Genomic DNA, 26,853 nt, shown 5'->3' with positions numbered 1-26,853 from the left:
TGGGATGACCTACATAGCACTATTGTGACATTTGATAAAAGGTTATTATATTGCGCCTAAACGCGCGAAAACCGCGCAAAAAAGGCATCTCCGCCGCATGAATGCGGTAAGAGATGCCTTAGGTGAGTAGATCTATTATCACGGGACTATTAGCCCAACTAATGAAGAACCTGATGCTTCTTGCGATACTCCTGTGGAGACAAGCCGGTCACTTTCTTGAATAGCTTCGCAAAATAAGAGAAATGAACGTAGCTCAACCCTTCCGCGATGTTGCTGATCTTGTCGTTCGTCTCGGCAAGCTGCCGCTTGGCTTTCTCGATCCGCGTCTGCGTAATGTAGTCGGTTAACGATACTCCCGTTTCTTTGCGGAACAGACGGGAAATGTAGGCCGGATTACGGAATACGGAATGCGCGATATCGTCGCGGTTTAATTCCTTCTGCAAGTTGTCTTGAATATAAGTCTGTACTTTGGCAATGATTGCCGAAGCATCGCGTTGCTTATCCTGAAAGGCTTCCAAGCATTTCTGAATCATTTTGACAGCCCACTGCTTCAGCAATTGAGGCGACCTGACGGCTTGGGTATCCATCAGCTCCGTCATCTCCACCGCTTCGTAGATCGAGATGCCTTTACGATAAGCGGCCTGATAGAGCATATGCAGAAAGCCGTATTGGAACAGCTCCAGCGTCTCGCGACCGACCGATTCCGCCTGAAACTGGGAAACCGTAGTTTCAATATGGCGAATCAATTCCTCCTGCTGTCCGTTATCAAGCAGGATGGTCCATTCCAAGAACGAAGGAAGGACGATATGTTGGCTCCCCGCAGTCCCTTCCTCCGAAGAGGAAGCATCGACAACCGTCTGCGCGGAAGATACGTTGGACCGTTCCATCTGCATCAATCGCTCCAATGATGCGGGAAGCTCGCCGATGCGAACGGAGACGTCCACATAACAGGATACGCGGCAATGAAAGTAATCATTGCAAGCTTTCACGAATTGGTTGCACCTCGATAACAGCTGCTTGCGATCCGGAATATCCGCCTCGTCCAGATAGAGCAAGGTCAAATTAAGCTCTCCAGGATCTTGTACGACCGTCCCGGGCAACTCTCCGAGAATGATTTCCGCCGCCGCCTTGCGCAGCGCGTACTCCATAATGCTCTCGTCTCTTGAATCCAATTCGACATCCCATTGCTCGATGCTGAGCAGAATGGGGAGCACGCGGCCCCGTTCAACGTTTAGCGGGATTTCGAACTGCTCGAACTGTCGATTTAAGCGATCCGCATTCACGGCCACGCGGCCGGCAAGCAGCTCCTGCCAGAACCGGTCCACGAGGATAGGTAACTGATTCATCCATTGTCTGCGGTAATTTTCTAACGAATTCTCGAACTCGGCCTGTTGCTTGCGCGTATCGATCTCAACGATCGCCCGACTGACGATATCCTTGAGCACGTCATGATCCACAGGCTTAAGCACATAGTCGAAGCAGCCCATATGCAATGCTTCTTGCGCATATTCGAAGCGGGCATGGCCAGTCAAAAATATCGTTAGCGTCTGCGGACTTGATTCCCGAATATAGCGAAGAAGCTCCAGCCCATTCGCTCCCGGCATCTCAATATCGGAGATAAGAAGATCTACTTTATTCGATTGAAAATGCTGCTTCGCTTCCTTGACATTTTCCGCCTCCAGAATTTGTCCGATCGGCAAGTCGCTCCAGTCGATCCCCTGCGTAATTCCTTTGAGCGCATAAATCTCGTCGTCAACGACCAGTATCGTCAGCATTGAGTTTCTCCTCCTTCGTTGCTACCGCGTATACCTCTTCCGAATCGAAGGAACGCTCCCGTTCGCGCGGCAATCTCACCTTAACGATCGCTCCGCCTGCCGGGTCGTTATCGAACTGAATGCTCCCTCTGCCTCCGTAGAGCATCTTGAACCTCCGAATGATATTCCATATTCCGAGATGGTTTTCTTTCGAATGCGAGATGTACGTGTGGCTATTCAACTCTAGTAGCATAGACTCCGGAAAGCCTGGCCCATTGTCGCGTACGACCAGCCCCACGTATTGATCGGGCTCATCTTGATCATCCTCGCATTGAATATAGATCCGGAATGGAGTCCCATCCTGTACCCGTTTATTAAAGCCATGAATGACGCAGTTCTCGACGAAAGGCTGCAGCATCAGCGGGGACACTTCCCACCCGAGATATTCGGAGTTAGCATCGATAGAATACTCCAGCTTGGAGACGTATCTCACTTTCTGGATTTCCAGGTAATGCTCGATATGCCTGAACTCGTCTTCTATTCTCACGACCGTCCGATCCCCTAACATGAGAAAACGGAAATAGTCGGCCAAGTGCAAACTGAGCTTCTGTACGGTTTTGAAATCTTTTAACGCGGCCAAATTATAAATAATGTTTAAGCTGTTCATATAGAAGTGCGGATTGATCTGAATTTGCAGATGCTTGTATTCCGCCCGTTGAAGCCTGATCTGTTCCTCGTATACGTCGATCTTCAAGCTTTCGATCTGTTCGGCCATCTTGTTGAACGTACCGGTCACGAAGTTAAACTCGCTGCTATCCGCCAGTACCGGAAGCCGTGTATCGAACTGGCCTTGCCCTAACTTTCTCATTCCTCTGATCAATCGGACGAATGGCTGGAACATGACTCTCTGGAGGAACAGCAAGTACAGCGTAAGTACTATCGCCACGGACAATGGGATCCAGAAATTCAATACTTTCTGAAAGAAAGGAAGGTTCTTCAGAATATAGGATTCCTTCATCACTAACGTGTAACGGATATCGGCGTATTGGGACGGCTGCGAAAGAACGATATAGGATTCTCCCTTGTATTTCACTCCGCTCTCCATGCCTATCAATCCGCTGATTTTCCCTAGAAAACTTTTATCTTTCAACGGGCCATAATCATTTTTGACTAGTGCATTCCCATGAGAATCCAGCAAGAACACCGATCCGTCCGGTCCGACGTCAAAATTATTCATCACGTTTTGCAGCGTCTCCGCTTGTATCAAAGCCCCTGATATCGTCTCGTTCCCTAGATCGTGCGTCTTCATTAAGAACATTTGCCCGGAGATTCTCATTAAGCTCCAATTTCGTTCGTTTTCGGGTACCCCTTTAGGCACGTTCTCTTGCGCCCAAGCCGTTAACACGTCAAGCTTATCTAACGAATTGTATACATATTGGGTGGCGTACATCAATTCCTTGGACTTATCCGGATAGACGAAGAACGTATCAATAAGAGCGCTGTAGAAAATCGAATCCACCGCAAGCTGCTCGCGCAGCCTTAGCTTGGAGAACGTGTACTCGTCATCTTCAACCGCCAGTAGCGGCATCGCCTGAATCTCGGGGTCTCGTTCAAGATTAATAAGATAATGGTAATATTCGAGCATGCTCTTATCGTTATTTCGAACGTACTCCGACAGTAAAATATTATAATGCGACGAAATTTGCTCTTTCACGACCCTCATGGCATAAACATTATTATAGATAATGAAGAGAACCATCGGCGTAAGAATGACGAAAAAGCCGATCACGATCTTGAAGCGGACGGACTGCCAGAAACGCATGAGTTTCCCCCCGGAGACGACTGTAAGATGTTTCCTTAAGCATAACCCACCCTTTCGCGGGTGGGCAACTTGAACTTTCGCAAGTGACAAGATGGTCATCAATGTTAGTGAAGAGCAGAAGAAAACCGTTAAGGCTACCCTTAACGGTTCGAGACTTGCTCCATTCCTGCAGCTTCCTCTTACTTGGCACTATCCGACTTATCCTCGGTGCCGAATCGCCCTAAGCGATCCAAAGTCAACTTATACCCATCGTTGCCGTAATTCAGACAGCGTTTAACGCGAGAGATCGTCGCCGTGCTGGCGCCCGTCTCCGTCTCGATCTGGTTGTACGTATGACCCCTCCCTAACATCCGGGCGACTTCGAGCCTCTGCGATAACGATTGAATTTCGTTAACCGTACATAAGTCGTCGAAGAACACGTAACATTCCTCAACATTCTTCAAAGTCAGAATCGCTTCGAACAATTGATCTATGGATTTATCATTCAGTTTCTTTAATTGCATGTGCTCGCACCCTTTCCCTAGTTCCGCTTACAATGGCGATATAGCAATCTCGCGCCGATGGCAAGCAGAGTCGTTCGCACTTTGCTTCCATTGTACTGCGTACCTGCTAATAGTTCAAGCGTTACCGTATTCACGCATTACAGGAGTAAAATGTCCTAAAACCGGGCTTCTGTCCATGCCCGAAGTTGAGAAGCATCATAACCTGTTATTAAAAAAGGGTGTGACACTATGGACGAACCGCAATCGCCCTCTTTCAACGGCTGGACATCGGGCTTCGGACAGGAACAATTCCCGGGAATCGAAGGCACGTTCTCCAGTCCTCCCGCTGTCATAAATTCGACGACTACTCTCCTGCCAACTCCCGTCGAGGCTCCGGCAACCAAGAGCTCGTTGCCCTTCAATCTTTCCAGCTTGAGCGATTTGAAATCGGTGGTCGACCGCATGGGAGGTATTGAAGGAGTATTGTCTACGATGGGTAAAGTCCAGAAATTCATGTCTACGATGCAGCAAATCGCCCCGATGCTCAAATTATTCATGGGGAATAAGGGCAACAAGGGCAGCAAAGCATCAACGGTCAACAAGACCAAAAGCACATCAAGCCGAAGGCGCTCGACTAGTCGTCCGTCAAACCGTAAATCACCCTCCAAACGTCGGCAAACTAAACGTCGTTAAAGGGTTGTACCGAACTTCTATTGAACAAGTAAAAAAGAGGCTTTCCTTCCCCGAAGGAATAGCCTCTCGTTTCTGTTATGTCTCATATTCCAGGAAAGGATCCGGAATTTCGATTACGTGAGCCTCTGCGTCGCTGACTCCCGTATAGAGGGACGCGGTACCGTCCTTGTGGCGTACCAATCCTCCGCTGAAGATCACGTCCACGAGATCCGGGCGTTTCGCAGGGCCATCCGGAAACATGCTGCGGGTCGCGATCAGCTTAATCGGACTATAGCGGTTTTCGACCGAATGATAAGCGAACACCATCGGATAATAATGGCGAATGTTGTTATCTTCCATCCTGGCGATATGCCCAAGCACTCCGATAATTCCATTCGGCAGCAGATGGGCCTCATTCGCCCCTCCCCATTCCTCCGGTAGAAACTGATGGCGCAGCAGCCTCGCTCCAGAGATGTTAGCCTCCGTCAATTCCTCAAGCGACCCGATTTCCGTATATCCGATAAGCGCTCTTGCTCCCTCTACCATCATCGGCCGGGTAAAAACCCCGATCCGGCCATTCTCAAGCTCGACCAGACGTATATCCTTCATCGTTAACGGCCCTTTGGCAAAAGGCTCCAGCTCGTTAATCGAATTGCCCCGGTAAAAGACCGTGCACCACGAAGTAACGTAATGAGGATCATCTCCATCGAAATAAACTTCAACGCCGCCGAATACCAACTGCCCGCCTATGAACGAGAAGAACGGGTCCTGGAGCGCGAATACCGGAGCACCGTTCCGAGGCACCCATTCCCCTTTGCGCTCGACGAAAAACATCACTTCGGACGACTCTCGGTCCCGATCCTCTACCCGTCCTGCAATGACCAATTCCCCATTGTCCATGAAGGGAGCACTGATGTTATATACGTCACGGCTTCCGACTCCGGAGAAAATCAATTTTCTTCCTCTCGCAGCCTGATCGACCGACATGAATTCCTTCAATAAATCGACACTCGATTTCGCCTGCTCCGTATATGCAATCATGGGTGTCCTCCAGACCAAATAGAGATGACAACATCAGTTGAGATTACCGAATTAGTGGAGGAACAAACTTAAGACGTAATAGATCAGCACAGCTAGCACTCCGACTACCGGAATCGTAATGACCCAAGTCATAACAATACGCCCAGCCATGCTCCACTTTACATTGGAAAACTTCTTAGCCGATCCGACCCCCAATATCGAGGAAGTGATCGCATGGGTCGTACTGACGGGTAGGTGTGCCAGCGTAGCGCTCAGAATGACCGACGCTGATGCCAAATCCGCCGAAAACCCGTTCATGGGATCGATCTTGAATATTTTCGTCCCCATCGTCTTGATGATCTTCCAACCGCCGACGGAAGTACCGAGCGCCATTGATATCGCCGCGGACAGCTTAACCCATAAGGGAATGTCCAATGTCGGCTGGATCTCCGCGGTGACAAGCGCCAACGTGATGATCCCCATCGCCTTCTGCGCATCGTTAGTTCCGTGAGTGAAAGCTTGGAACGCGGCTGTAATCACTTGTCCTACTCGAAAATTTTTATTCACTTGGTGCGGGCTCGAATTCGCGAATATTCGTTTTAGCACGAACATAATGCAGAACCCTGCAACGAAGGCGATCAGCGGCGACAAGATCAGCCACTTAATAATAGTTGTAAACCCTAAATAGTTAATTCCGTTCCAGCCTTCCGACGCTATTGCGGCACCTGCCAAGGCCCCGACAATCGCATGGGAGGATGAGGACGGGATGCCTAATGCCCACGTAATCAGATTCCAGACGATAGCGGCGATAAGCGTCGCGATTACGACCGTTAAGCCATGTTCCAGCTTAAAGGGATCTACGATTTTGCCGCCAATCGTCTTGGCTACCCCCGTAAACATCAACGCACCGATCAAATTCATGACGGATGCCAAGATGATTGCACGACGAGGCGTTAGCGCGCGTGTCGAGATGGACGTCGCGATGGCATTAGCCGTGTCGTGAAATCCATTAATGAAATCAAATCCGAGTGCAAGCACGACGATAAAAACAACTAACCACATTGTGTAATCCATTATATTCTATTCCGTCCCCGCTTGCGCCGATCAAGAGTTGCGCATGATTATGGATTGCAGCGTATTGGCGACATCCTCGCACGAGTCGGTCGTCTCTTCCAAACGTTCGTATATTTCTTTATGTTTAATAAGCTCGATCGGATCTTTCACGTTCTGGAACAAGTGCTTAATGCCTTGGCGCATCAAGTCGTCTCCTTCGTTCTCCAACGCGTTAATGTTCACGCAATGCGGTTGCATGGCCAACAATTTCTTCTGCGTAAGCAGATAAATCGCCGATTTGATCTCCCTCGCGCAACGGCGTAAACATTCCCCGAACTTAATAATGTAAGGATCGGCTTTCGTGATTTGATACATCTCGAACCTTGACGCGCAAGCTTCGATTCCGTCCAACACGTCATCCAGCTTCTTAATCAGCTCCATAATGTCTTCGCGCTCGATCGGCGTGATGAACGTTTTGTTGAGCTCCGTAAGAATGATATGGGTGCATTTGTCGCCTTTATGTTCGAATTCCTTCATTTCCTTGGCGAACGCTGCCACATTCGGCAAATCTCCGTTGACGGCAATGGCGAAACGGTCGACCGTTTCAACGATGATATCTGCCATTTCCTCTAGGGTCATAAAAAAAATGTCTTTTTTCTTCCGAAACACGGATAGCCCTTCTTTCCCATGTATGTAGCTGAGTGATTTTACAATCCGCTAACACCGCGATTACACCGCATTAACTTATTTATTTTATCACAGGGCGGACATGCTTTGTATAGCCCCATTGCCGCACTTGTGACACTTTTTTTAAGTTTGACCCATAAGCGGCAATGCTACTCCGAATCCGTTCATCTAATTTTTCCGTTATCCGGAAATAAAACTGGCGTCAGCTTATAAGTCAGTCAAGACTTGAAGCCGGCGCCAGCGCGTTCATTCTATTCGTTGTATCGTGCTTACTGATAAGTGACATGCTTGTCCAATGACGAAGAGTTCGGTACCACGTGGTAGTACGTAACACCCGGAAGGAAAGGCAACTCTTGGCCATCCTTCACGAGTCGGATGACGTCGCCGTTCTTGCGCTCCCATTGGCATGGGATAACTTTGCCTTCCTGGAATAGGATTGCGTCGCCGCCCTTGTCCAAATCGACGACCAGCCTTCCTACGGAATCCTTGATGTCGTGCTTCGCATTCAAGACAACGAGGTTCGTTGCCGTCAACTGCTGGTCATTGTTCTTATCGATGTGCGGTTTGCCGTTAATCGAACGGGCATAGACGGCTTTAGCGCTATCATAAGCGTAGGAAACCTTATAGTCCGATAACATGAATTTAATTTCGATTTGGTTAGCCGACGCGGCAGTCGCCAACGCCGGGGGCGCCGCATTATACGTCATGATCGGTACTTCTGCCGTAGCCTTATACTTGCGTTTCTCGGTTCCTGCACGCAATTTCTCTAACGTCGTGTAAACGTTATGAGGAGCTTTACGGGATTTATCCCGGTAGAAGTAAGCACCTGCATTCGTAATTTCGTCTAGATCTTCCTTATGCTGTTGTTGAAGGATCGCGAACGCATCGTTGCTTGCGCCTGCATGTACAACAATCCCATTGTAAAATTCACCGATCTGGATGAAATAAGGGCGAATACTTCGAACCGGTCCGATCGGATCGGTAAATTCCTTGCTTTGGAATATCGCGACGAATCGCGTGATTCCTCCCTCCGCCAACACTTCCCACACCGTATCGGCTTGTGTGAGTCCGGATTGCGGTCTTGCCGGGGCGAGGTTGTTGATACTTACGGCGAACGGTCTGCTCGTTACTTCCGTCTCGACGGGCAAGCCTGTTAAGGGTGCCAAGAAAGCGGCGCTTGGCGGAGTTTCGCTAGCCGTTTCGGAAGCGCTAGACGTCGGAACGACCGTCTCGGTCGATTGATTCGTCGTCTCCTTAGACCCTCCGCTGCAAGCGGTTAAACCTACGAGCACGGCTGCAAGCGTAAGCTGCATCGCGATTCGTAATCGTTGCGTCATGCTCATTCTCCCTTCGCAAGTATGTACTCTTCCATTAAACCATACGAGCCCCTCGGGAAAAAGAGCCGAATTTCCTTATTTCGACAACGCACCTCGTTTGTAGCAGCCACTCCTGGGCACCCTGGTTGCTCCCGAGTCCGGTAATTCCTCGCCCCTGATCCCTCATTTTCGCGACTCATACTTGCCTAGGCGACAAGGGAAAACCCAAACAAAAACGGGACGAGCAGGCGCAAGCGCTACTCCATCCCGTTATAACATCCCGTTATTGCAAAGAAGAGGACAATTCCTTATTCGTTGTTTGGCGTAGCAGGTTCAGAAATTCGCGCATGAAGCCGGGCAAATCCGGCCAAGCGTGGCCACTCACTAACTTGCCATCCACATGCAGCGTTTCGCTTGCGTAAGTTGCGCCCAGCGATTCGACTTCCAGCTTACAGGCGTTATACGCGGTCAACGTGCGTCCTTCGAAGTATGAACGATCTTCCAGCGCGAGGAAAACCTGAGCGCCATGACAGATCGCTCCGACGGTCTTGTCGGCGTCCAGGAAGTGCTGGACGATGCGCGGGAGATCCGGATCGTTGCGAATAAACTCGGGGGCGCGCCCGCCGGGTATTATCAAAGCATCGTACTCGGAAGGATCGACGTCGGCGAAGGCGATATCGGCCGCAAGTAGATGAGCCGGCTTCTCCGTGTAAGTGTCCCAACCGTCTACAAAGTCGTGGCATACCGTGTTCAACACTTTTTTCTTAGGAGAAGCGATAACCGCCTCATACCCTTCTTCCTTAACCCTGTAGAAGGGATAGTAAACCTCAAGAACTTCCGCGCCATCGCCTGTCAGAATAAGCACTCGCTTGGACATGGTACACTCTCCTTACCGAGAATGAAATGACAACCATTTCCATTATGAATGGCTATATTAGCAGGCGTCAATGATCCTCCGGTCAGGGCTACTGCCGTCAGTTGATGACGAATAAGCCGCTTCCGATGCGGATTGTCGAACCCGTCCGAAACTAGTCATTATTTTGTTTTAGATGCTCCAATGTTGCCAATCCTGTTGACGCTTCTCGTGGCTCGCCAACCATTCAAACGTCGATTGGTAGAGCTCTCGCTTGTGCGCCCCTTTGGAGTACGTGTGATCCGCTTGGAACAAAATATTTTTGTCGCAGCGGCCTTCTCCCCTTAGCCAGAACGTCTTCTCCAACAGGAAGCTATAGTCTGCGGGAATGGTATCGTCCGACGTTCCGTGCGCGATGAACACGTCCCCGTGAAATTTCGGCGCTTCTTGAAAAGGCTGATGCTGCTGCAGAGACTCGAAAAATTCCGGCTTCAGCTTATATCCCAGATAGTCTGCATAACCCTTCTTAATGGTTTCGTCATACACGTCGCGCCCTACGATTTTGAGGATATCATTGAATGGATGCGCCACGGGCGACCATAAAGCGAGAGATTTGACCCGACGATCCTTCGTTCCCGTTAAAAGGGCTACCGCTCCTCCAAGACTGTGCCCTAGCAACGTTACGCGTAATGGATCTATGCAATCCAAGCTCAAACCGTAATCCAATACTGCGCGAGTCTGGGCTATCATCGAATCGAGTCCATTTTCTCCGTAAACTCCGTCGCTTTCCCCGCACCCGGCATAATCGAATCGAATGACGAGGAAGCCTCTGCTCGCCAGCTCCCGGCTTGCTAATAAGAACAATCTATCTACTCCAACCCGACTGCCGATAAAGCCGTGGCAGATGACGACGAGGGGCATTTTCTTCTCCGAGCATCCCCCATCATTGACCGGATAGTGGATCGTAGCCGTTAAGTTTAAGTTTTCATGGCGTATGGTCAAAGGTCTTTCCATAATCAATTCCCTCATTCCCGTTAATTCCGATGTAATTACTATGAATTAACTTTAACATCGTTATAAGGATCTGTCAACAAATTTGGAGTAATTAAAAGTATTGTCATATTCCCGGGCACGTTACGACGTTCGACAAGACCGGACGAGACCAGCTCTTCTGTTGCATAAGGATTGTTTGGATTCCAAACGGTTAGGGAAACCTAAATCCCGTCTAGAACGATGCCAATTCATCCTTTACAAGGAGATGACGACCATGGAAAGCTTCGTACAATGGGTGTCCGAACACCCTGAGATCGCTTTGCTTATCGTCGTAACGATTTTTGCGGTTGGGTATATTTTTGCTCATCGCAAATCGTTGTTTTATAAAGAATAAGCCGTTGGATCGCCTCATCATAACAAGGCGATACCAACGGCTTATGGAATGTATCCTTCTTCGGTTACACGAGCGCTTTAGCCGCAATGTCCGTACGGTTCTGCTTGCCTTCGAACGTAATGCCGGCAGCGGCTTCGTACGCGTTGGCCCGCGCTTCGGCAATACCCGCGCCACGGCCTACGATACCGAGTACGCGTCCGCCGTTCGTGACGACCCGGCCATCTTTTAATGCGGTTCCCGCATGGAATACCAACGCTCCCGGCGTGCTCACTTTGTCCAAGCCTTCGATCGGGAAGCCTTTCGGATAGGAGCCCGGATATCCTCCGGAAGCGAGAACGACGCAAACCGCAGCTTCGTTGCTCCACTTGATGTCGATATCTTTCAGCGTTCCGTCGATGGAAGCCAAGAAAATATCAAGCAGATCCGTCTCGAGGCGAGGCAACACGACTTGAGTTTCCGGATCTCCGAAACGGGCGTTGAATTCGATCGTTTTCGGACCGTCCTTCGTGATCATCAGGCCGGCGAACAATACGCCGCGGAACGGACGGCCTTCGGACACCATAGCGCGAGCGGTCGGTTTGATGATGTTCTCGATCGAGTCGTCGATAATCGATTGGGCGATATGCGGCAGCGGAGAATAGGTTCCCATCCCGCCCGTATTCGGCCCTTTGTCGTTATCGAACACTTGCTTATGATCCTGCGCAGGCGACATCGCACGAACGGTCTCCCCGTCTACGAAAGCCAAGATGGACATTTCTTGTCCTTCAAGGAACTCCTCGATGACGACTTTATCCCCAGCCGCGCCGAATGACTTGTCAACCATCGTTTCTTCCAGCGCTTTGTCCGCTTCTTCGCGAGTGAAGCATACCGATACGCCCTTGCCCGCAGCTAATCCGTCCGCTTTAATCACGATCGGCAGCGACTGCTGCTTCAAGTATGCCGAAGCTGTCGCATAGTCGGTGAACGTCTCGTATTTCGCGGTCGGAATATTGTATTTGCGCAGCAAATCCTTCATGAAGATTTTGCTGCCTTCGATTTCCGCCGCGTTCTTCCGCGGTCCGTATACCGGAATCGAAGCGGCTTCGAATTCGTCAACGATTCCCGCGGCTAGAGGATCGTCAGGTCCAACTACGACAAGATCTATCCCTTTGTCCTTCGCGAAAGCCACGAGACGAGCGAATTCCAATTCCTCGATCTCCACGTTCTCCGCAAGCTGCGCTGTTCCAGCGTTACCAGGCGCACAATAGATTTGGTTAATCTTCGCGCTCTTCTTCAGCGCCCAGATGATCGCATGCTCGCGACCGCCTCGTCCGATGACTAGAACTTTCACTGTAGCTTCCTCCTCCGATTCACCCTATATTCCATTGCTATTGTGGTTGCATAACGGCAGGGTTTGCCATTATTCCAGTGTTCCGCCCATTATAAGCAGCCTTAACGGCAATAAACTCCGCTATTCTAAGTCCAAACGCTCCAAATCCCCTGCAACTGAGAAAATAGCGGCATTTCCTGCCGCTACTCTATTCAGCCGAGTTAGATATGGAGAAATAGCGGCAATTTCTGCCGCTATTGCCTGGTTGCCATCCTATAATTAGTGTTTGAAATGACGAACGCCCGTCACGATCATGGCAATGTTGTTGGCATTGGCCACGGCGATCGATTCCGCGTCTTTAATAGAGCCGCCCGGTTGAATGATTGCCGTGATTCCCGCTTTAGCGGCAAGCTCAACCGTATCTCCCATCGGGAAGAATGCATCGGAAGCAAGTACTGCGCCCTTCGCTTTGTCTCCAGCTTGTTCGATTGCGATGCGAGCCGCGCCTACGCGGTTCATTTGGCCAGCGCCGACGCCAACCGTCATGTTGTCGCTAGCAAGCAGAATCGCGTTCGACTTCACGTGTTTGACGACTTTCCAAGCGAACAGCAATTGCTTCAGCTCTTCATCCGTCGGCTTGCGGTCCGACACGACCGTGATATCCCCGTCGCTCAGGCTGTGCACGTCGCTTTGTTGCACGAGCATTCCGCCTTCGACGCTCGTAACCAACCATTCGGAATTGCGTTCCGCAGCGGAAGGAAGCTCGCCGATACGCATCAGACGGATGTTTTTCTTGCGCTGCAGGATTTCCAATGCCTCCGGAGTGAATTCCGGCGCAATGATAATCTCTAGGAACAGTTCACTCAGACGGGTCGCCGTATCGGCTCCGATCGTCCGGTTAGCCGCGATAATACCGCCGAAGATAGAAGTCGGATCGGATTCGTACGCTTTCACGTAAGCCTCGTCGATGTCCGCTCCGATGCCTACTCCGCAAGGATTCATATGCTTTACCGCAACGACGGCCGGTTCATTGAATTCCTTAACGATCGCCAAAGCCGCGTTCGCATCGTTGATATTGTTATAGGACAACTCTTTGCCGTGCAATTGTTCCGCGGAAGTGATATTTCCTGCCGAGGATAACGGTTTGCGATAGAAAGCCGCCTTCTGATGCGGGTTCTCTCCGTAACGAAGCTCCTGGACCTTCTCGTAAGTAACCGTAAGGCTTTCAGGCAGCGGGTTGTCGAGTTGTTTGGCAAAATAATCGGAGATCAACGCATCGTATGCGGAAGTATGGCGGAATACTTTGGCTGCCAGGCGTTTGCGCGTTTCAAGCGTCGTATCGCCATTGCTGCGGACTTCCTCCAACACTTGGGCGTAATCGCCGGCATCCACGACAACGGTAACGAAAGCGTGGTTTTTAGCTGCGGAACGAAGCATCGTAGGTCCGCCGATATCGATGTTCTCGATCGCGTCTTCGTAGGAAACGTTCGGTTTAGAGATCGTTTCTTTGAAAGGATAGAGGTTAACGACAACCAAGTCGATATAATCGAGGTTAAGTTCTTCCATCGCCTTGATATGCTCGGCGTCGTCACGGATCGCTAACAATCCGCTATGTACCGCCGGGTGCAATGTCTTTACGCGTCCGTCGAGAATTTCAGGGAAACCCGTCACCTCGGAAATTCCGATGACCGGCACGTTTTCCTTCTCCAATAACGTTTTCGTACCGCCTGTCGATATCACTTGTACGCCTTGCTGCGCGAGCTCCCGGCACAAATCCACGATTCCAGTTTTGTCCGAGACGCTGACCAGCGCTCTTCTGATCGCCACGAATGAATCCTCCGTTCAGTTGTTTATCGTTACCTTGCGTCCGTTCAACGTAACCCGATCTTCGGCAATCCAGCCGACTACTTTGGGCAACAGCTCGTACTCCGCCTGCTGAATACGGGAGCCTAACGTCTCTAGCGTATCTTCGTCTTTAACCTCAACCGCTTGCTGGGCGATAATCGGTCCGGTGTCCGTTCCGCCATCGACGAAATGAACGGTTGCGCCGGTCAACTTCGCACCGTATTCCAATGCTTGCCCGATGCCGTTAATTCCCGGAAAAGCCGGAAGCAACGCCGGGTGAATATTGATCATTCGGCCATAATAAGGCTCGACAAGTACTTTGGTCACAAGCCGCATATACCCTGCCATGACGATAAGGTCAATGCCCTGCGCTTGCAGCTTAGCTACGATTTCTTCCTCGTAAGCCTCCCTAGAAGGGTACTGCTTTGGAGAAAAAGTGTAGGTTTCCACACCGAAGTTACGCGCGCGCTCCAGCACGTAAGCAGAAGGCTTATCGCATACGACAAGCTCAATCGTCGCATGAATCCGACCTTCGCGAACCGCCTCGGCCAACGCTTGAAAGTTGCTCCCGCTGCCGGAAGCGAACACTACTATCTTAAGCGGAGCGGAAGGCACTGAAGCCTTCCCTTCTCCTCCATTGCTTGCTATCATGGCAATTCAACGCCTTCGAACGTAACGATCTTGGAACCCGCCGTCACCGTACCGATGCGATACGCTTGCTCGCCTCGGGCTTTCGCTACCGCCAAAGCTTGCTCCGCTTGATCCGCAGGAACGACAAGCACCATGCCTACGCCCATGTTAAACGTCGTATACATGTCGCGATCAGTAATGTTGCCCACTTGCTGCATCAAACCGAAAATCGGCAGAACCGGCCAAGAGCCGCGGTTAATGTCCACGTTCACGCCTTCCGGCAGTACGCGAGGTATGTTTTCGATGAATCCGCCGCCCGTAATGTGCGCCATCCCTTTGATCGTGATGCTTTCCAACAAATTCAGGATTTGCTTCACGTAAATGCGAGTAGGCTCGATAAGAACGTCGCCAAGCGTTTTCCCTTCAAGCTCGGCTGGCTTATCCGTAAGAGAGTATCCCTTTTGCTCTAGAAGAAGTCTTCTCACGAGAGAGAACCCATTGGAATGAATGCCACTGGAAGCTAGTCCGATAACCGCATCGCCTGCTTGAATCGTCGAGCCGTCTATCGCTTTCTTGCGATCTACGATCCCTACCGTAAAGCCCGCGATATCGTATTCGCCTTCGGAATACATGCCCGGCATCTCCGCCGTTTCTCCGCCGATCAGCGCGCAACCGGCTTGCTCGCAGCCGTCCGCGACGCCTTTGACGATCGCTTCGATCTTCTCGGGCACGACTCTGTCGCAAGCGAGATAGTCGAGGAAGAAGAGAGGCTCCGCTCCGGTAACGATAACGTCGTTCACGCACATAGCTACCGCATCGATCCCGATCGTGTCATGCTTGTCCATCGCGAACGCCAACTTCAGCTTCGTGCCGACGCCGTCCGTACCGCTGACGAGAACAGGCTCCTCGTACTTGTCTTTGTTCAGGCTGAACAGCCCGCCGAATCCGCCGAGCCCTGTTAACACTTCCGGACGGAACGTCTTTTTGACGTGTTTCTTCATCCGTTCGACCGCTTCGTTACCGGCTGCGATATCGACTCCGGCTTGTTTGTACGCTTCGGACAATGGTTTCCACTCCTTTTAACTTTTAAGCACGCACAGCGAGCTTATTCCTCGCCTGCGAGCTGCTTTCGCTCATTTAAGCACGCACAGCGCGCTTATTCCTCGCCTGCGAGCCACTTTCGCTCATTTAAGCACGCACAGCGAGCTTATTCCTCGCCTGCGAGCCACTTTCGCTTATTTAAGCGCGCACGGCGAGCTTAGCTTATTCCCCACCTATCGGTGACCCTCATCAGTCGCAGCTGCAGGAAGTCAGCTTAGCGTCTTCGAACTCGACTGGGGTTGGATAGTCGTTGTTGAAGCAAGCTAAGCACAGTCCGCGATTGTACTCGTTGTCGTGGCCGCCGACGGAATCGATCAAGCCCTTCTCGCTTAAGAAATAGAGCGAGTCGGCGTTAATCGCCTGACGAATTTCCTCCACCGTCTTGCTGGAAGCAATCAGGTCCGCCGGGTTAGGCGTATCTATGCCATAGTAACAAGGATTCATGAATGGCGGCGATGTTATACGCACGTGAACTTCTAAAGCTCCGGCTTCGCGAAGCATGTTCACGATCCGCAGCGAAGTCGTGCCCCGAACGATCGAATCGTCGATCATGACGACCCGTTTGCCCTCGACGACTTTACGTACGGCGGACAGCTTCATTTTCACGCCTTTCTCGCGTAGCTCTTGAGAAGGCTGGATGAAAGTACGTCCGGTATATTTATTTTTGATCAAACCTAGCTCATATGGAATTCCAGTCTGCTCCGCATAGCCGATAGCCGCCGATATACTCGAATCCGGCACGCCGGTCACGATATCCGCGTCGACGAACGATTCTTGCGCAAGCTGCTGGCCCATACGCTTACGGGAGGAATGCAGGTTCACGCCATAGATGTCGCTGTCCGGTCTTGCGAAATAGATATACTCCATTGCGCACACCGCGCGGCGTTCCATCGGAGCGAACCGCTCTTCGCGCAATCCGTTCTGATCGAGCACGAGCAGCTCGCCCGGTTGGACATCCCTTACGTATACCGCGCCAATCGTTTCTAAAGCGCACGATTCGGATGCGAATATATAAGCTTCCCCTAACCGTCCCATAACGAGCGGACGAAGACCATGGGGATCGCAGGCCGCGATTAGCTGACCTTGCGTTTGAATAAGGAACGCGAAACCGCCGATCAATCGCGCAAAAGCATCTCTAACCGCATCGACAAGGCTCTTAGGAGAACGTGCGATCAAATGCGCGATAACCTCAGTGTCGCTTGTCGTCTGGAAAATCGATCCCGAATCCTCGAGTTCTTTGCGTACGCCCGGCTCGTTAACCAAGTTACCGTTCGTGCATACCGCCAAGTCCCCTCCGCGATATTTGAACACAAGAGGTTGCGCGTTAGCCAGTCCGCTTCCGCCCGATGTGGAGTACCGAACATGGCCGATCGCTTGACTACCCTTTAACGATTCCAAGCTGTCGCGGTCGAACACTTCTTTAACGAGCCCCATCCCCCGATGGTAATGGAACATACCGTCATCCGAAGTGCAAATTCCGCAGCTTTCTTCGCCGCGGTGCTGCAACGCATGCAAACCGTAATAGGATAGATTAGCCGCATCGGGATGACCGAACACCCCGAATACGCCGCACTCTTCCTTCAATTTGTCGAAAATAGAGTCTTTGCTGCCATTGCCCTCGTTGTAATAGTCCCCGGTCCAGAGCTGTGTCACTGCTGTCCCCCCATTTGCAACACTTGGTGTCATGCTTTGTTACCGACCATATGATTAGGAATCGCTTGCTTCCATACTTGGCGAAGCTCGGCGATGGATGCGTCGATCGCATCGTGGCCGCCGATATTAACCGTCAAGCGATCGCCCGATACCGTACCCAGACGTTGAAGCGGAACGCCCGCAAGCGTAATCGCGACTGCAAGCTTATCCGCAAGTTCAGGCTTAGCGGACAGCAGTATACGAGATTGGGATTCGCTGAACAACGCGATATCCGGACGAAGATTCGTCTCGAACGTGACGTTAGCGCCAAGGCCGCGACCGAAGCCCGCTTCCGCAAGCGCCGCTGCCAATCCGCCCTCGGACAAGTCATGCGCGGATGCGACAAGGCCTTGTTGAATAACGTTAAGCACCGTTTTGTGCAGTTTCTGTTCCGTAGCCAGATCAAGCTCTGGAGGACGGCCTTCCGTTACGCCGTGAACCGCGTATTGGAATTCGCTTCCGCCGATCTCGGCTTTCGTATCGCCAAGCAGGAAGATAACGTCGCCTTCCGCTTTGAATTCTTGAGTCGTAATGTGATCCGTATCGTGTACGAGACCGACCATGCCGACGACTGGAGTCGGATAGATCGCGCCGCGCGTATTCTCATTGTAAAGCGATACGTTACCGCCGATAACCGGAGTATCGAGCACGCGGCAAGCTTCCGCCATACCGTCTACCGCTTTCTCCATTTGCCAGAAGATTTCTGGTTTCTCCGGGCTGCCGAAGTTCAGGTTGTCCGTAATCGCTAACGGTTCTGCGCCGGAACATACAATATTACGTCCTGCTTCCGCTACCGCGATTTTACCGCCTACTTCTGGATCCAGATATACGTAACGTCCGTTGCAGTCCGTCGTCATCGCAAGACCTTTGCGCGTACCGCGAATCGTAACGACGGCAGCATCCGAACCCGGACGAACCGCGGTCTCGGTACGAACCATGTAATCATATTGGTTATAAACCCACTCTTTGCTCGCAAGCGACGGAGAACCGAGCACTTTTTTCAGCGCGGCGTTCAGGTCGAGTACTTGCTCGTAGCGGTTTGTATCGATTGAACCATTTTTCAAATAATACTCAGGAACTTGCGACGGTTTCTCGTAGATCGGGCAATCGTCGACAAGCGCGTGTACAGGCATATCGCCGACAAGCTCGCCCTTGTGGAACAATTTCAGACGTCCATCGTCCGATACTTTGCCGACCTTCGCACAATGCAATCCCCAACGCTCGAAAATGCCTTTCGCTTGCTCCTCATGTTGAGGTTCGCATACGAATAGCATCCGCTCTTGCGACTCGGACAACATCATTTCGTAAGCCGTCATGCCCTCTTCACGCTGAGGAACCTCATCGAGATAGAGCTCCATGCCGTTACCGGCTTTACTCGCCATCTCCGCGCTCGAACAAGTCAATCCGGCCGCGCCCATATCTTGAATACCGAGTACGATACCGGAATCGATCAATTCCAAAGTCGCTTCCATAACAAGCTTCTCCATGAACGGATCGCCGACTTGTACGGCAGAGCGCTTAGCTTCGGATGCCGCGGACAAATCTTCGGATGCGAATGTCGCACCATGGATTCCGTCGCGTCCGGTTGCAGGACCTACGTAGAACACCGGGTTCCCGATTCCTTTGGCAACGCCGCGTTGGATTTTATCATGATCGATCAATCCTACGCACATCGCGTTAACGAGCGGATTTCCTTCATAAGCCTCGTCGAACATGACTTCTCCGGCAACCGTCGGAATTCCGATACAGTTCCCGTAGCCCGCGATCCCGCTGACCACGTGCTCGAACAGGTAACGGACGCGGTCATTCTCAAGACGGCCGAAACGCAAAGAGTTAAGCAAAGCTACAGGACGGGCACCCATCGAGAAAATATCGCGAATGATACCGCCGACGCCCGTTGCCGCACCTTGGTAAGGCTCGACCGCGGATGGATGGTTGTGAGATTCGATCTTGAACACGACCGCTTGATTGTCGCCGATATCGACGATTCCGGCGCCTTCGCCAGGTCCCATCAATACGCGAGGTCCCGTGATCGGGAACTTCTTCAAGAGCGGTTTGGAGTTTTTGTACGCGCAGTGCTCGGACCACATTACGCTGAATACGCCGATCTCCGTGTAGTTCGGTTTACGTCCCATGAAGCCGCAAATCAGATCATATTCCTTGTCCGATACTCCGAATTGCTTATATATTTTCTGTTCTGCGATTTGCTCGACAGTTGGTTCCTTAGCGGATACTTGCTGCGCCATTACGTTCCCTCCAAGCGTTTAATACTGACGTAAACATCTTCACGCCGTCTGCGGAACCGAGGATGTCTTTCACCGCGCGCTCCGGATGCGGCATCATGCCGACTACGTTACCCGCTTCGTTGCACACGCCGGCAATGTTGTCGACGGAGCCGTTCGGATTGTCGCCCGCATAGCGGAAAACGATTTGGTTGTTCGCTTTCAGCTTAGCCAACATTTCGTCGTCTACGAAGAAGCTGCCTTCGCCGTGAGCGATAGGAATATCGATGACGTCGCCTTGCTTGTATGCGTTCGTAAAAGCAGTGCTAGCGTTCTCGACTACCAGATCAACTTGGTGGCAGCGGAACTTAAGCGAGTTGTTGCGGATAAGCGCGCCCGGGAGAAGCCCTGATTCCGTAAGGATTTGAAACCCGTTGCAGATACCTAGGATAAACTTGCCGGCTTCCGCCGCTTTTTGAACTTCCGCCATGACGGGAGCGAATTGCGCGATCGCGCCGCAACGCAGGTAATCTCCATAGGAGAAACCGCCAGGAACGAGAATCGCATCGTATGCGGATAGGTCGGTTGCCGTATGGAATACGTAATCCACGGATTGGCCGACAGTGTCTTCTACAGCCTTGTAACAGTCAATATCACAGTTAGAGCCCGGAAATACGAGGACAGCGAATTTCATGAGTGCCTCAGCCCTCCAATTCGAAACGATAGTCTTCGACAACCGTATTCGCCAGAAGCTTCTCGCACATCACTTTGAGCTTTTCCTCCGCTTGCGCGCGATCGTTCGTATCCAGTTCCAATTCCAGGTATTTACCGATTCTCACTTTGCCGACTTCGTTGAAGCCTAGCGTATGCAGCGCGCCTTGCACCGCGTTCCCTTGCGGGTCGAGCACGTTCTGCTTAATCGTTACGTAAACCTTTGCTTTCATTGGAGTTCCTCCTGATATGGGGTATGGATTTGATTTTTTACTTCATTAACTTGCGAGCAATATCCTGATATCTGGACGTAGTCGCTTCTACGACCGAATCCGGCAACGGAGGCGGAGGACTGTTCTTGTCCCAATCCGATCCCGCCAAGTAGGCGCGAACCGGTTCCTTGTCCATGCTGTCGATCTCGACGTCGAGCTTGTAATTTTCCTCCGCCCAGAAGCGCGAGGAGTCCGGAGTAAACAATTCATCGATAAGAATGATTTCGCCGTCTATCAATCCGAACTCGAACTTGCAATCCGCTAGAATAATGCCTCGCTTAGCACAGTAATCCCGGCCGAATTCGTACAGCTTCAGGCTGCGATCCCGCAATCCTTCGGCTAATTCGGTGCCGACGCGACGCGCCATCTCCTCGAAAGGAATGTCTTCGTCATGTCCGACATCGTTCTTGCCCGCCGGAGTGAAGATCGGTTGCTCCAGCTTAGAGTTCTTGAGCAGACCCGCAGGCAACGCAATTCCGTTAACCTGTCCGTTCGCTTGATATTGCCGCCATCCGCCGCCCGTAATGTAACCGCGCACGACGCATTCGATATCGATCCTTTTCGCTTTGCGGCTGACCATGATCCGGCCCGCAAGCTTGTCCGGCTCGGATACGAGATCTCCCAGCAACGCCACGTCGGTGTGCACCACATGGTTAGGCTGAACGACCGCCGTCTGATCGAACCAATAAGCGCTTAATCCGTTCAACACGCTGCCTTTGCCCGGTACGGGGGGATCCAGCACGTAATCGAACGCCGAGATCCGGTCCGTTACTACGATTAATAGATGTTCTCCGAGATCGTACAGCTCCCGGACTTTGCCCTTATGGATAAGAGGGGCTTTAACGAGCCCTTCGGCCGTAGCCAAAGCTTGGGTTGTCATGTCTGCCTCCTTGGGGCTTTTCGCCGCCGCTTACCTTATTTCAATCCCAAACGATCGAAAATCGTGCCGACGTGCTTCAGATGCCAAGTCGGATCGAAGCATTCCCCGATCTCTTCGGCGGACAACACGTCCGTAATTTCCTTCGTCGATCCCACGATGTCGCGGAAATCGCGTTGTTCTTCCCACGCCTGCATCGCGCGCGGTTGAACCGTATCGTAAGCTTGCTCGCGGCTGAAGCCCTTGTCGATCAGCTTCGTCATGACCCGGCCGGAGAAAGGCACATTGTAAGTACGCGTCATATTGCGCTTCATATTTTCCGGGAACACCGTCAAGTTTTTCACGATATTGCCGAAACGGTTAAGCATATAGTTGAGAAGCATCGTCGCATCCGGCAAAATGATTCTCTCCGCGGAGGAGTGCGAGATATCGCGTTCGTGCCACAGAGGAACGTTCTCGTATGCGGTCAGCATGTGTCCGCGGATAACGCGGGACAATCCGCTCATGTTCTCGCAACCGATCGGGTTGCGCTTGTGCGGCATCGCCGACGAACCTTTCTGGCCTTTGCCGAACGGCTCCTCGACTTCGCGGAATTCGCTCTTCTGCAAGCCGCGAATTTCGGTAGCGAACTTGTCGATCGATGTCGCGATCAGCGCCAATGTCGCCATGTATTCCGCATGACGATCGCGTTGCAGCGTCTGCGTCGAGATCGGTGCAGCCGTAATGCCCAGCTTGTTGCACACGAATTGCTCTACCGCAGGATCAATATTCGCGTATGTTCCGACGGCACCTGACATTTTACCGAATTGAACGCCATCCGCCGCACGTTCGAAGCGCTCCAAGTTGCGTTTCATTTCTTCGTGCCACAGAGCCAGCTTCAGCCCGAAAGTCGTAGGCTCCGCGTGTACGCCATGCGTACGGCCCATCATCGGAGTGTCCTTATATTTGATTGCTTGATCGCGCAAAATCGCGATGAAGTTCACGATATCTTGTTTTAAGATTTTATTGGCTTGAAGCAACAAGTAGCCCATCGCCGTATCGACGACGTCCGTCGAAGTGAGGCCGTAATGCACCCATTTGCGCTCGGCGCCCAAGCTTTCGGATACCGCGCGAGTAAAGGCGATTACGTCGTGGCGAGTTTCCAGCTCGATCTCGTTGATGCGATCGATGTCGAATTTCGCGTTCTTGCGAAGCTCTACCGTATCCTCATGAGGAATATGGCCTAACTCTGCCCATGCTTCGCACGCGCATAATTCGACTTCCAGCCAAGCGTTGAATTTGTTTTCTTCCGTCCAAATGGCCCGCATCTCGGGGCGGCTATAACGTTCTAACATGTGTGTTTAGACCCTCCATATATTCGATTGGGCTATCCATTCCAGCGCGGCATCCACGTTAGGAGCGAGCACGTTCAGGTGTCCCATTTTTCGTTTGTGTTTCGCCTCGGCTTTGCCGTAGAGATGAACCTTCGGTTCGACTCCGAGACGCTCGGCCGCAGCATCATGTTCTGCCATCCAAGCTATCAGAGGCTCCATATGCTCGCCTAAGATGTTTGCCATGACTACCGGAGTTAGCAGCGCCGGATCGCCTAGCGGCAGATTGCAGATCGCCCGCACATGCTGCTCGAATTGCGACGTCCGACAAGCTTCCATCGTATAGTGGCCTGAATTGTGGGGCCTTGGCGCAAGCTCGTTGACGTACAATTGTCCGTCGGCGGTCAAGAACAGCTCAACCGCGATGAGTCCGACAACGCCAAGCGTCTCCGCGATCGATATCGCCAGCTTCTCGGCCTCTTGCCGTACCGAATCGTCAATGCGCGCAGGAACGATAGATAAGTGCAATATATTATGAACATGGATATTTTCCGCAGGCGGGAAAGTTTTCACTTCGCCCGAAGGCCGTCTAGCCGCGATTACGGATATTTCCTTGTCGAAAACGATGAATTTCTCAAGTACCAGTTGCGTTCCGCTGCGGCTCGCTTCGTTCCAAGCCTGCTCCAGTTGATCATCCGTTCTCAGTACCCATTGACCTTTGCCGTCATACCCTCCGGTCGCCGTCTTCAACACGGCCGGCAAACCAAGAGATGCCGCGGCTTCTCGCAAACTATCTAAGCTAACGATCTCCGCATAAGGCGCTACCTTCACGCCAGCCGCTTCTATCGCGCGTTTCTCGCGAAGGCGATGCTGCGTCGTGTATAGCAAAGCGCTGCCTTGCGGAACGTAGGATTCCGTCTCAAGCATAGCCGCTACGTCGGCATCGACGTTCTCGAATTCATACGTGATGACATCCGAGCGGGCGGCCAGCTCCCGCGCAGCCTTCTGATCGTCATAAGCAGCTACGATCTGCGCTGCCGTTTGTCCGCAAGGAGAATCGGGAGTCGGATCTAGGGTCAGGAATCGATAGCCGAGACGGTTACCCGCATGCGCCAACATCCGACCCAACTGTCCTCCGCCCAGCACCCCTATCGTCGCACCGGGTAGAATCGTCCGGGACCCCGAAAGAGTCACCGCCTCATCCCCTCCTACAACTTCGCATCCGAATGCATCGCATGCCGCACCTTCGCCGCCGAATAAACTGACTAGCTTATCTCCGCTGCTCATGCCGGCAACTCTCCATTGTCGAGGACATCCTGCGTGATCCGATCGCGGCGGGCCGACAATCGGGCTTGCACTTCAGGATCGAAGGAACCGATCATTTGAGCCGCTAGCAATCCCGCATTCGTTGCGCCAGCGGTACCGATGGCTACCGTTGCAACGGGGATGCCGCCCGGCATCTGGACGATCGATAACAACGAATCAAGCCCGTTCAAGGCCTTCGACTGAACAGGCACTCCGATAACGGGCAGAACGGTTTTGGCTGCGACCATGCCCGGAAGATGGGCAGCTCCGCCAGCACCGGCAATTATAACTTTCAAGCCCCGCGATACGGCGGACTCGGCATATTCGAACATCAAGTCCGGTGTCCGATGCGCGGAGACGACTTTTTTCTCATATGGAATGTTTAGCTCCTCGAGCACCTCGCACGCTTTCTTCATCGTTTCCCAATCCGACGTACTTCCCATAATGACGCCGACAAGTGAAGACATGATTCCACCCTTCCCCAGTTGCGATCTTGTTTCCCATGCGAATAAACAAAAAAAAGATCAATGGGAATACCGTCAGTATTCCCCAATCGACCTTCAAGTTCTCTTCTACTATAAGCAACGCTCAACGGCGACAAGAGAAAGCCCGAACCATCCAAGGTCCGCGCTTCAATATCGATGGTGTTGGCGATTGCCGCGTAGTCCGGAAATTAGGGTTTCCGGGTAGAGACGTTCGGGCCGATTCCCGACTTATACGCGCATTGCTTCTTACCTTGATGAAGGCAAGAAACAGGCTCTTTTAACGCTTCTTAGTTTACCGCAGACTGGGGTGGACTGTCAAACAAAGACGAACACTTTTGTTATCATGAAATATTAACGTTCGGATTTTGACACATATATATACTCTCGGACCCCTTTGCGCGCGAGAACATGCACCCAATTTCAAATAATGTAAAGTTTTCCTAGTGATTACCCAACTTCAATGCTCTTGTCTATATAAGAAAATTAAAACCCCGCCCCACCTCCGTCTGTTCGGAAGTGAAGCGGGGTTGATTTATGCCATGAACCTTTCGGTTCATAAACGCTAAGAAATTAGCCTTGCGAGCCGACGAATACGTATCTTGCGATAACGATAAAGAACACGACCCACATCAGCCAGTGAATCTTATGTTTCTTGTCTCCGGCCAAGTTCGCTACGAAAGCGAGGATGACATAAGATACGATACCGAAGGAAATTCCGTTGGCGATATTGTAAGTGAACGCCATGATCGTAATCGTCAAGAAAGCGGGAATACCGATAACAAGGTCGGTAAATTCGATTTCTTTAACGGATTGAACCATGAGCACGCCGACAATGATAAGCGCTGCGCTAGTCGCCGGAGCTGGAATCAACAAGGCGATCGGCAATAAGAACAACGAAAGCAGGAACAATACGCCTGTCGTAACGGAAGTTAATCCCGTACGTCCGCCTTCGGCAACGCCGGCAGAGCTTTCCACGTAAGCCGTAACCGTGCTCGTTCCGAGCATCGCGCCGCCGCTGACCGCTACTGCGTCAACGAACATTGCTTTACCGACCTTTTTCGTGCCTTCTTCTTTATTTTTGAAAAATCCGGCGCGGTTGGCCGTACCGACCAGCGTTCCGAAAGTATCGAACAACTCAACGAACGTAAAGGTTGCGATAGCCGTTAACAGCCCTGTCGTAAAGAGATCGGCGAAGTCCATGCTCCAGAAATTCAATTCGCCGAAATCAGGAGCCCAGTCCGCGCCTTTCAACGAACTGAAGTTGACCAAGTCAACGCCCGGAAGCGCTCCGATCAGAGTGATGACGACCATACCTAGCAAGATCGCGCCTTTAACGCGCAATACCATGAAAACTCCGATAATCGCCAAGCCTACGATAGTTAACCACACGCTTGGATTTTCCAAGTTGCCCATCGAGAGCAACGTGCTGCCATCGCCGAACACCAAGATGGTCACGAGACCGCTCGTTTTCATGCCGACGATCGCAATGAACAAACCGATACCGACCGTAATCGCATGTTTCAATCCATCGGGTATCGCTACGATAAGTAATTGGCGGATATGAGTAACCGTTAAGATGAAGAAGATAATCCCTGAAATAAATACGGCCGCGAGTCCCATCTCCGGCGTGATCGGATGTCCCGTCGCCTTCGAAGTGACGATCGTCGTGGCGAAGAATGCGTTAAGCCCCATCCCCGGCGCCAAGGCTACCGGAAAGTTAACGAACAATCCCATCGCAATCGTAAAAATACCTGCAGCAAGCGCAGTTGCCAGGAAAACAGAAGTAAAGCTCAAATCTGCTCCCGATAAAATGCCCGGGTTAACGACTAGAATGTAAGCCATTGTCATGAAGGTCGTAATTCCTGCCATGATCTCTGTGCGTACATTCGTCCCCAGTTCCTTCAGCTTAAAGAAACGTTCCATGTCTCAATAAACTCTCCCTTCAAAATTTGAATGAATGTGGAAAACCTAAGACTAAACATACAAAAAACCTAGAAGAAGACTCTTCTAGGTTCCGCACAACCGGGAAAATCCATACCAACGGAGAC

Annotated in this window: 23 protein-coding genes and 1 riboswitch; of the genes, 1 reads left to right on the top strand and 22 read right to left on the bottom strand. The window is 51.6% G+C overall.

Features of this window, described 5'->3' with window-relative positions; genetic code table 11:
• Nucleotides 1-158: 158 nt before the first annotated feature.
• The 3 genes from L3D05_RS19035 to L3D05_RS19025 form a co-directional block, all read right to left on the bottom strand.
• Nucleotides 159-1,775, bottom strand: a complete 1,617-nt coding sequence (locus tag L3D05_RS19035; protein ID WP_239617904.1) for a response regulator — start codon at nucleotides 1,773-1,775, stop codon at nucleotides 159-161.
• Nucleotides 1,753-3,576 (bottom strand): cache domain-containing sensor histidine kinase, encoded by a 1,824-nt coding sequence (locus tag L3D05_RS19030; protein ID WP_239617903.1) that lies wholly within the window; start codon nucleotides 3,574-3,576, stop codon nucleotides 1,753-1,755. Before L3D05_RS19030 ends, L3D05_RS19035 begins: the two co-directional genes overlap by 23 nt.
• Nucleotides 3,577-3,755: 179 nt before the next feature.
• Nucleotides 3,756-4,079: a YerC/YecD family TrpR-related protein gene (locus L3D05_RS19025; protein WP_239617902.1), complete on the bottom strand. Its 324-nt coding sequence runs from the start codon at nucleotides 4,077-4,079 to the stop codon at nucleotides 3,756-3,758.
• 228 nt (nucleotides 4,080-4,307) lie between these two features.
• Between L3D05_RS19025 and L3D05_RS19020 the strand changes: the two genes are divergently transcribed.
• On the top strand, nucleotides 4,308-4,751 hold the full coding sequence (locus L3D05_RS19020) for a hypothetical protein (RefSeq protein WP_239617901.1): 444 nt from the start codon (nucleotides 4,308-4,310) through the stop codon (nucleotides 4,749-4,751).
• Between the two features lie 75 nt (nucleotides 4,752-4,826).
• On the opposite strand, the gene L3D05_RS19015 is transcribed toward L3D05_RS19020, so the two are convergent.
• The 19 genes from L3D05_RS19015 to L3D05_RS18925 form a co-directional block, all read right to left on the bottom strand.
• Nucleotides 4,827-5,771 (bottom strand): DUF1861 family protein, encoded by a 945-nt coding sequence (locus L3D05_RS19015; protein ID WP_439647961.1) that lies wholly within the window; start codon nucleotides 5,769-5,771, stop codon nucleotides 4,827-4,829.
• Between the two features lie 51 nt (nucleotides 5,772-5,822).
• Nucleotides 5,823-6,824, bottom strand: a complete 1,002-nt coding sequence (locus tag L3D05_RS19010; RefSeq protein ID WP_239617900.1) for an inorganic phosphate transporter — start codon at nucleotides 6,822-6,824, stop codon at nucleotides 5,823-5,825.
• Between the two features lie 30 nt (nucleotides 6,825-6,854).
• Nucleotides 6,855-7,472: a DUF47 domain-containing protein gene (locus tag L3D05_RS19005; RefSeq protein WP_239617899.1), complete on the bottom strand. Its 618-nt coding sequence runs from the start codon at nucleotides 7,470-7,472 to the stop codon at nucleotides 6,855-6,857.
• A gap of 287 nt (nucleotides 7,473-7,759) precedes the next feature.
• Nucleotides 7,760-8,827 (bottom strand): DUF3048 domain-containing protein, encoded by a 1,068-nt coding sequence (locus L3D05_RS19000; protein ID WP_239617898.1) that lies wholly within the window; start codon nucleotides 8,825-8,827, stop codon nucleotides 7,760-7,762.
• A 262-nt stretch (nucleotides 8,828-9,089) separates the two neighbouring features.
• Entirely contained in the window at nucleotides 9,090-9,683 is a 594-nt protein-coding gene (locus L3D05_RS18995) for a DJ-1/PfpI family protein (RefSeq protein WP_239617897.1), read from the bottom strand.
• A 168-nt stretch (nucleotides 9,684-9,851) separates the two neighbouring features.
• Nucleotides 9,852-10,673, bottom strand: coding sequence for an alpha/beta hydrolase family protein (locus tag L3D05_RS18990; RefSeq protein ID WP_239617896.1), 822 nt, complete (start codon nucleotides 10,671-10,673; stop codon nucleotides 9,852-9,854).
• Nucleotides 10,674-11,110: 437 nt separating this feature from the next.
• Complete coding sequence (gene purD, locus L3D05_RS18985) at nucleotides 11,111-12,376, bottom strand: phosphoribosylamine--glycine ligase (RefSeq protein WP_239617895.1); 1,266 nt, start codon at nucleotides 12,374-12,376, stop codon at nucleotides 11,111-11,113.
• Between the two features lie 258 nt (nucleotides 12,377-12,634).
• Nucleotides 12,635-14,182, bottom strand: coding sequence for a bifunctional phosphoribosylaminoimidazolecarboxamide formyltransferase/IMP cyclohydrolase (gene purH / locus L3D05_RS18980; protein ID WP_239617894.1), 1,548 nt, complete (start codon nucleotides 14,180-14,182; stop codon nucleotides 12,635-12,637).
• Nucleotides 14,183-14,197: 15 nt separating this feature from the next.
• Nucleotides 14,198-14,851 carry a phosphoribosylglycinamide formyltransferase gene (gene purN / locus L3D05_RS18975; RefSeq protein WP_239617893.1) on the bottom strand — a complete coding sequence of 218 codons (654 nt, stop codon included), beginning with the start codon at nucleotides 14,849-14,851 and terminating at the stop codon, nucleotides 14,198-14,200.
• Nucleotides 14,848-15,894 carry a phosphoribosylformylglycinamidine cyclo-ligase gene (purM, locus tag L3D05_RS18970; protein ID WP_239617892.1) on the bottom strand — a complete coding sequence of 349 codons (1,047 nt, stop codon included), beginning with the start codon at nucleotides 15,892-15,894 and terminating at the stop codon, nucleotides 14,848-14,850. Before purM ends, purN begins: the two co-directional genes overlap by 4 nt.
• A 226-nt stretch (nucleotides 15,895-16,120) precedes the next feature.
• A complete protein-coding gene (purF, locus tag L3D05_RS18965; RefSeq protein ID WP_439647960.1) occupies nucleotides 16,121-17,584 on the bottom strand; it encodes an amidophosphoribosyltransferase in 1,464 nt (487 codons plus the stop codon).
• Nucleotides 17,585-17,613: 29 nt separating this feature from the next.
• Complete coding sequence (gene purL / locus L3D05_RS18960) at nucleotides 17,614-19,869, bottom strand: phosphoribosylformylglycinamidine synthase subunit PurL (RefSeq protein WP_239617890.1); 2,256 nt, start codon at nucleotides 19,867-19,869, stop codon at nucleotides 17,614-17,616.
• The gene (purQ, locus tag L3D05_RS18955; RefSeq protein WP_239617889.1) at nucleotides 19,847-20,539 is read right to left on the bottom strand and encodes a phosphoribosylformylglycinamidine synthase subunit PurQ; all 693 of its coding nucleotides are present in this window, start codon (nucleotides 20,537-20,539) and stop codon (nucleotides 19,847-19,849) included. The genes purL and purQ overlap by 23 nt, the downstream gene beginning before the upstream one ends.
• A 7-nt stretch (nucleotides 20,540-20,546) precedes the next feature.
• The gene (gene purS / locus L3D05_RS18950) at nucleotides 20,547-20,789 is read right to left on the bottom strand and encodes a phosphoribosylformylglycinamidine synthase subunit PurS (protein ID WP_169281050.1); all 243 of its coding nucleotides are present in this window, start codon (nucleotides 20,787-20,789) and stop codon (nucleotides 20,547-20,549) included.
• 37 nt (nucleotides 20,790-20,826) lie between these two features.
• Complete coding sequence (locus tag L3D05_RS18945; RefSeq protein ID WP_239617888.1) at nucleotides 20,827-21,708, bottom strand: phosphoribosylaminoimidazolesuccinocarboxamide synthase; 882 nt, start codon at nucleotides 21,706-21,708, stop codon at nucleotides 20,827-20,829.
• Between the two features lie 35 nt (nucleotides 21,709-21,743).
• Entirely contained in the window at nucleotides 21,744-23,039 is a 1,296-nt protein-coding gene (gene purB / locus L3D05_RS18940; protein WP_239617887.1) for an adenylosuccinate lyase, read from the bottom strand.
• 6 nt (nucleotides 23,040-23,045) lie between these two features.
• Complete coding sequence (gene purK / locus L3D05_RS18935) at nucleotides 23,046-24,302, bottom strand: 5-(carboxyamino)imidazole ribonucleotide synthase (RefSeq protein ID WP_239617886.1); 1,257 nt, start codon at nucleotides 24,300-24,302, stop codon at nucleotides 23,046-23,048.
• Entirely contained in the window at nucleotides 24,299-24,787 is a 489-nt protein-coding gene (gene purE, locus L3D05_RS18930; RefSeq protein WP_239617885.1) for a 5-(carboxyamino)imidazole ribonucleotide mutase, read from the bottom strand. Before purE ends, purK begins: the two co-directional genes overlap by 4 nt.
• A gap of 175 nt (nucleotides 24,788-24,962) precedes the next feature.
• A riboswitch (purine riboswitch) is annotated at nucleotides 24,963-25,061 on the bottom strand.
• A gap of 314 nt (nucleotides 25,062-25,375) precedes the next feature.
• A complete protein-coding gene (locus L3D05_RS18925; protein ID WP_239617884.1) occupies nucleotides 25,376-26,728 on the bottom strand; it encodes an NCS2 family permease in 1,353 nt (450 codons plus the stop codon).
• Nucleotides 26,729-26,853 lie beyond the last annotated feature (125 nt).

The organism is Cohnella mopanensis (assembly GCF_022352055.1).
Lineage (GTDB): Bacteria > Bacillota > Bacilli > Paenibacillales > Paenibacillaceae > Cohnella > Cohnella mopanensis.
This window is presented reverse-complemented; position numbering and strand designations above follow the sequence as displayed.

Coding starts and splice junctions, on each gene's coding strand:
- purE (WP_239617885.1), bottom strand. CDS start 24,787: ATGTCTTCACTTGTCGGCGTCATTATGGGAAGTACGTCGGATTGGGAA.
- L3D05_RS19025 (WP_239617902.1), bottom strand. CDS start 4,079: ATGCAATTAAAGAAACTGAATGATAAATCCATAGATCAATTGTTCGAA.
- purN (WP_239617893.1), bottom strand. CDS start 14,851: ATGATAGCAAGCAATGGAGGAGAAGGGAAGGCTTCAGTGCCTTCCGCT.
- L3D05_RS19035 (WP_239617904.1), bottom strand. CDS start 1,775: ATGCTGACGATACTGGTCGTTGACGACGAGATTTATGCGCTCAAAGGA.
- L3D05_RS19020 (WP_239617901.1), top strand. CDS start 4,308: ATGGACGAACCGCAATCGCCCTCTTTCAACGGCTGGACATCGGGCTTC.
- L3D05_RS19000 (WP_239617898.1), bottom strand. CDS start 8,827: ATGACGCAACGATTACGAATCGCGATGCAGCTTACGCTTGCAGCCGTG.
- L3D05_RS19010 (WP_239617900.1), bottom strand. CDS start 6,824: ATGGATTACACAATGTGGTTAGTTGTTTTTATCGTCGTGCTTGCACTC.
- L3D05_RS18945 (WP_239617888.1), bottom strand. CDS start 21,708: ATGACAACCCAAGCTTTGGCTACGGCCGAAGGGCTCGTTAAAGCCCCT.
- L3D05_RS19030 (WP_239617903.1), bottom strand. CDS start 3,576: ATGCGTTTCTGGCAGTCCGTCCGCTTCAAGATCGTGATCGGCTTTTTC.
- purS (WP_169281050.1), bottom strand. CDS start 20,789: ATGAAAGCAAAGGTTTACGTAACGATTAAGCAGAACGTGCTCGACCCG.
- L3D05_RS18995 (WP_239617897.1), bottom strand. CDS start 9,683: ATGTCCAAGCGAGTGCTTATTCTGACAGGCGATGGCGCGGAAGTTCTT.
- purL (WP_239617890.1), bottom strand. CDS start 19,869: ATGGCGCAGCAAGTATCCGCTAAGGAACCAACTGTCGAGCAAATCGCA.
- purK (WP_239617886.1), bottom strand. CDS start 24,302: ATGAGCAGCGGAGATAAGCTAGTCAGTTTATTCGGCGGCGAAGGTGCG.
- L3D05_RS19015 (WP_439647961.1), bottom strand. CDS start 5,771: ATGATTGCATATACGGAGCAGGCGAAATCGAGTGTCGATTTATTGAAG.
- purQ (WP_239617889.1), bottom strand. CDS start 20,539: ATGAAATTCGCTGTCCTCGTATTTCCGGGCTCTAACTGTGATATTGAC.
- purB (WP_239617887.1), bottom strand. CDS start 23,039: ATGTTAGAACGTTATAGCCGCCCCGAGATGCGGGCCATTTGGACGGAA.
- L3D05_RS18990 (WP_239617896.1), bottom strand. CDS start 10,673: ATGGAAAGACCTTTGACCATACGCCATGAAAACTTAAACTTAACGGCT.
- L3D05_RS18925 (WP_239617884.1), bottom strand. CDS start 26,728: ATGGAACGTTTCTTTAAGCTGAAGGAACTGGGGACGAATGTACGCACA.